The following is a 5,083-nucleotide window of genomic DNA, read 5'->3' on the forward strand; positions in this document are numbered from 1 at the left end:
GGAGCTGGACGCACCGAACGCGGGCTGCTGGGGCACGGCGCCCGCATAGCTCGCGGGCGGCGCGACGCGCAGCACCTGGCCGGGCAGCACCTGCGCATTCGGCGGCAACTGGTTCCAGCTCGCGAGGTCCTGCGGCCGCTGGCCGTAGGCGGCGGCGATGCGCGTGAGCGTATCGCCGGGATTGACGCGGTAATAACCGGCCGGGACGCCCGTGGTCGATGCGGTGGGCGCCGAACTCGGCTGGCCCTCCCACGGGGTGAGCGTACAGGCGCTGCAGACGAGCGTGAGCGCGGCCAGTGCCGCGTACGCGCCCGGGTTTCGCCGTTGTCGATTCATCTTGCTATACCTCGCTTGTTCCTCGCTACGTACGTCGGGGATACGTATATCTGGATGCGCGTGGGGCCGCCGGCGTTCGCCTGCGAGACCCTCCGCTGATTATGGCGAACGGCCCCCATTATATCTTTCCGGGCGCGCCACCCCTTTCAAGGCGCACGCCGCCCGGTTTTCAACCAGCATACGACGCCTGTCAGAACTACCCTACAGTTTGCAAAGACAAACACCACTCTACTGTTCGCCCCCTCGCCTATACTGCCTCAAGCTGCTCATCAGATAATCAGACGAAAGAGACGATGCGCCTCTCGCCGCGGCCCCACGTCCCGTGAGGATTTCGAGCATGAACAAAGCCACTTTCCTGTCCGTCCAGCTCAATGTCGAAGACGTCGCGGCGTCTCCGGGGCTGGTCGAATTGCTCAACAACCATCTCGTTTTTGCCGCCGACGTCGCCGAAGCCGCCGACGAACTGGTCCAGCACGCCAGCGTCGCCGGTCTCTCCGGCGACGCCGAACCGACCGTGCAGATTCCGGCCGTGGTGATCGAGCGTCTGCGCGACGCGCTCGAAACCCTGAGCGGCTACGACGAAACCTGGCTGTTCGCGCTAGAACCCGGCCGTGCGCTCTTCGACGACATCGCACGCCGCTCGCGCCTCTTGCACTGAGGCGCCGCAGGACCGCCCGGAGCGGACCGCGCCCGCCGGCGCGCGCCTGTCCCGTCTTGCCGACATGCCGCCGCCCTGGCCGCCCCGCGCGCGCCATGGAGGGGCGGTGTGATCTTCTGGGGGAAACGCCGTGAAATCATTCCTGAACCGCCGTCGCGCCGCCGAACCGGGCGGCCCGTCGCACCTCGTCGCGGTCGCACGCGAGAGTTCTTCCGCCGACCTCGCCCACAGCGCCGGGAGCGCTGACACCCGCCGCCCCGCCGACGAAACCGGCCCGCACCGCGAAGACGAAACCGCCCATCACCCGAACAGCGACCACGACCACGACAGCGCCGACACGCTCGATTACCACGCCGGCGCCGCAACCACGGCCCGCATGCCGACCCACACGGGCGGCACGCCGCGCCCGGTCTCGACCTTGCACGCGGTGCCCGCGATGCCCGCGCATCTGAGCGGCCGGCCGGTACAGATCGCCGATGGCGCGTCGTTCGAGGCGCTCGTCGCGACCCACGCGATGACCACGTTCCGCTCGTTTCGCAGCTTCGATTACACGGTGACGCTGCTCTTTCACGGCGAAACGCTCGGCTATTTCGTGGCGCTGCATCAGGACGGCACGCTCTGGCATGCGTTCCGGACCGCCGACATCGATTCGGCCGGCGCGGTGTTCCATCATCTGCAGGAGCAAGCGACGCGCCTCGCCGACGGCGAAACGCGCATGGCCCAGCTCAGCGCGCAAAACGTGCTGCTGGCGAGGCAAATCGAGGATTCGGAAGCGCAGGCCGAACGGCTGCGCGTGGATCTGCAACGGCACTCCGAGCAGGAGCACCGCGTGAGCGCGCGTCAGCATCAGGTGCGCAAGGACGTGGCGCAGATGGAGGCGCAACGCATCGCCGCGCAGGCGCAATTGAACAAGGCGCACCGCACGATCCACCAGTTGAGCGTGACGAGCAGCGAAGGCGTGCCGCATCTGCACGGACGCTGAGGCGGCGCGAGGCCGCCGGGCTTTTCACGTCGCGCGCAACCTGACGCGCCACGTAATGCGCCACGTAACGCGCCACTCAATGCGCGCGCCAAAAAGAAAAGCGCGGGCCGGTTCTGGACCGGGCCGCGCTGGACTGCTGCTACTGCGTACTGCACTTTCACTTCTACTGCTTGCTGCGGACTTCTGCTGCATACAGCGACTCCTGCTACTGCTCACTACGCACTGCAACTGCCAACTTCAACCTCTTTGCTAACTGCGGACTTCAACATCTACTGCTTACTGCGTGCTTCTACTACGTAAAGCGACCTCTACTGCGTACTGCGTACTGCGACTGCTTACTGCGACTTCGACTGCTTACTGCAACCTCTACTGCGTACTGCAACCTCTACTGCGCACTGCAACTTCAACTGCCTGCTACAACCTCTACTGCGTACTGCAACCTCTACTGCGTACTGCAACTTCAACTGCCTGCTGCAACCTCTACTGCGTACTGCACCTCTGTGTGCTTACTGCGACCTGCAACTTCTACTGCAACTGCGCACTGCAAACTGCAACCTCTTGCTGCTTACATCGACCTGCAACTGCTTACTGCCACTTCAATTGCCTGCTGCAACTACGTACTGCGGTACTGCACCTGCAACCTCTACTTCTACATCCACAACAAACAACAACTGCTCTCTGCTCGCAACTCACAACAACTTCGACTGCTTCACTGCCTGGATAGTGAGACCGCGCCGGGCGATCTCACCGATACTTCACGCCCAAACTTAGTGGCCGAAATACACGGCTTGCGACGGGGCGACATGCGCGGGCTGCACCGGGGCGCCCGACTGCGACGTGCCGACTGCCGGCGCGCCGTAACCGCTGGTTTCACCGTTCGCCAGTTTTTCCTGGTTCACGCGGGCCTGAGCGGCCTGGATGTTTTCGGGGTAATTCACATGATCGGCGGACGGGTTGTAACCGGCCTGCTCGAGTTCCACGAGTTCCGCGCGGACCTGTGCGCGGGTCAGACCTTGCTGGCTCGACTGGGCGAACGAGATCGCGGGGATGGCCAGTGCTGCTGCAACGACAACGGCGGGAATGAACTTGTTCATGATCTAACCTCCATCTGTTTTTTTGCGCTTTGGGCTCTGTTTTCCTCAGCGCTTGATGAAAGTCTAGGCCTTTCTTTGATCTAGGGAAAACCCTAATAACAAAAAACACCGTTGCAAAATCGTTAACAAAAAAGGGGAACCCGGCAGGTTCCCCTTTTATTCAGACAAAAGACCGCAAAAACTATCGGGCTGATAGCCCCTTAGTTCGCTGACGCAGCGCCCGCGCTGACAGGCGCGCGCAGCGGGCGATCAGGACCAGTCGGCGTGGAAGCTGCCCGGCTTGTCGATGCGCTCGAACGTGTGCGCGCCGAAGAAGTCGCGCTGCGCCTGCACCAGATTCGCGGGCACGCGCTCCGAGCGATACGCGTCGAAGTACGCGACCGCCGACGAGAACGCCGGCACCGGCACGCCGACCTTCACCGCTTCGACCACCACGTCGCGCAGCGCGGCCTGATAGTTGGCGGCGATATCGCTGAAATAGGGATCGAGCAGCAGGTTGTCGAGCTGCGCGTTCTTCGCATAGGCGTCGGTGATCTTCTGCAGGAAGCGCGCGCGGATAATGCAGCCCGCACGGAAGATCTTGGCGATCGTGCCGTATTGCAGATCCCACTTGTACTCGTCCGAGGCGGCGCGCAGCTGCGCGAAACCCTGCGCGTACGAGATCACCTTCGAGAAGTACAGCGCACGGCGCACCGACTCGATGAACGCCTTGCGGTCGCCCGCGAACGGCTTCGCGTCCGGGCCCGCGAGCACCTTGCTGGCCGCCACGCGCTGCGTCTTCAGCGACGAGAGCACGCGCGCGAACACGGCTTCCGTGATCAGCGGCAGCGGTGCGCCGAGATCGAGCGCGTTCTGGCTCGTCCACTTGCCGGTGCCCTTCTGCGCCGCGCGATCGAGGATCACGTCGACGAGATAATGGCCGGTTTCGTCGTCCTTCTTCTGGAAGATCTTCGAGGTGATTTCGATCAGGTAGCTGTCCAGCTCGCCCGCGTTCCACTCCGTGTAGACCTCGCCCAGTTCCTCGTTCGAGAGACCGAGCACCTGCTTGAGCACGGCGTAGCTTTCGGCGATCAGCTGCATGTCGCCGTATTCGATGCCGTTATGGACCATCTTCACGTAATGGCCCGCGCCGTCCGGACCCATGTAGGCCACGCACGGCTCGCCGTCCGCCGGCGCCTTCGCCGCGATTTCGGTGAGGATCGGTGCAACCAGATCGTAAGCGTCGCGCTGACCGCCCGGCATGATCGACGGACCCTTGAGCGCGCCTTCCTCGCCGCCCGACACACCCGTGCCGATGAAATGCAGGCCCGCCTTCGCGAGTTCCTGATTGCGGCGGATCGTGTCGGTGAAATGCGTGTTGCCGCCGTCGATCAGGATGTCGCCCTTCTCCAGCAGCGGCTTGAGCGCGGCGATGGTGGCGTCGGTCGGTTCGCCCGCCTTGACCATCAGCAGAATGCGGCGCGGCTTTTCGAGCGACTCCACGAACTCTTCGAGCGTGTAGGCCGGCACGAGTTTGCGCTCGGGGAATTCAGCGATCAGCTCATCGGTTTTCTCGCGGCTGCGGTTGAACACCGACACCGCATGGCCGCGGCTTTCGATGTTGAGCGCAAGATTGCGTCCCATCACGGCCAGACCCACCACGCCGATTGCCTGTTTGCTCATGTTGACTCTCCACTTCAATCAATTGGGGTGACGCGCGCGCGGCATCGCGCAGCACGTCGATCGTGCAAGCATAAGGGAAACGCCCGTGCGCTGCGCGATGGCGCGCACGGCATCCCGCCCGAGGGCCGCGATTATCGCCTACTCGCGGCCCGCCGCCGCCTGCCTGCGGAAAACGAGGCTGAAATTATTCGCCGGCATCGCCACCACGGCCTCGCAGACGAGCCCTTCGGCGGCCGCGAGCGCCTCGACTTCCTCCATGTCGCGCACGCCCCAGGACGGGTCGCGCGCACGCAGATCGGCGTCGAAGGCCGCGTTGCTCGGCGCCGTGTGCGCGCCGCCGCGCCGGTACGG

At 64.1% G+C, this 5,083-nt stretch carries 6 protein-coding genes; 2 read left to right on the forward strand and 4 right to left on the reverse strand.

Going from position 1 to position 5,083, the window contains the following annotated elements; all coding sequences use genetic code 11:
* The coding region (locus G3N97_RS36440; RefSeq protein ID WP_205997637.1) for a LysM domain-containing protein at positions 1 to 336 on the reverse strand (336 nt) is incomplete at its 3' end.
* A gap of 337 nt (positions 337 to 673) precedes the next feature.
* Between G3N97_RS36440 and G3N97_RS36445 the strand changes: the two genes are divergently transcribed.
* Positions 674 to 994 carry a hypothetical protein gene (locus tag G3N97_RS36445; protein WP_065057615.1) on the forward strand — a complete coding sequence of 107 codons (321 nt, stop codon included), beginning with the start codon at positions 674 to 676 and terminating at the stop codon, positions 992 to 994.
* A 130-nt stretch (positions 995 to 1,124) separates the two neighbouring features.
* On the forward strand, positions 1,125 to 1,976 hold the full coding sequence (locus G3N97_RS36450) for a DUF2968 domain-containing protein (RefSeq protein ID WP_205997638.1): 852 nt from the start codon (positions 1,125 to 1,127) through the stop codon (positions 1,974 to 1,976).
* A gap of 767 nt (positions 1,977 to 2,743) precedes the next feature.
* Here G3N97_RS36450 and G3N97_RS36455 read toward each other — a convergent pair.
* The 3 genes from G3N97_RS36455 to G3N97_RS36465 form a co-directional block, all read right to left on the reverse strand.
* Positions 2,744 to 3,070, reverse strand: a complete 327-nt coding sequence (locus G3N97_RS36455; protein WP_205997639.1) for a DUF4148 domain-containing protein — start codon at positions 3,068 to 3,070, stop codon at positions 2,744 to 2,746.
* A 249-nt stretch (positions 3,071 to 3,319) separates the two neighbouring features.
* The gene (gene gndA / locus G3N97_RS36460; protein ID WP_205997640.1) at positions 3,320 to 4,732 is read right to left on the reverse strand and encodes an NADP-dependent phosphogluconate dehydrogenase; all 1,413 of its coding nucleotides are present in this window, start codon (positions 4,730 to 4,732) and stop codon (positions 3,320 to 3,322) included.
* Positions 4,733 to 4,870: 138 nt separating this feature from the next.
* Positions 4,871 to 5,083: DUF938 domain-containing protein (locus tag G3N97_RS36465; RefSeq protein WP_205997641.1), on the reverse strand; the 213-nt coding region annotated here is incomplete at its 5' end.

Origin of the sequence: Paraburkholderia sp. Ac-20347, assembly GCF_017104805.1 — a bacterium.
GTDB lineage: Bacteria > Pseudomonadota > Gammaproteobacteria > Burkholderiales > Burkholderiaceae > Paraburkholderia > Paraburkholderia tropica.

Excerpts from the sequence above, each read along its gene's own strand:
- G3N97_RS36445 (WP_065057615.1), top strand. The coding sequence starts at position 674 with ATGAACAAAGCCACTTTCCTGTCCGTCCAGCTCAATGTCGAAGACGTC.
- G3N97_RS36455 (WP_205997639.1), bottom strand. The coding sequence starts at position 3,070 with ATGAACAAGTTCATTCCCGCCGTTGTCGTTGCAGCAGCACTGGCCATC.
- gndA (WP_205997640.1), bottom strand. The coding sequence starts at position 4,732 with ATGAGCAAACAGGCAATCGGCGTGGTGGGTCTGGCCGTGATGGGACGC.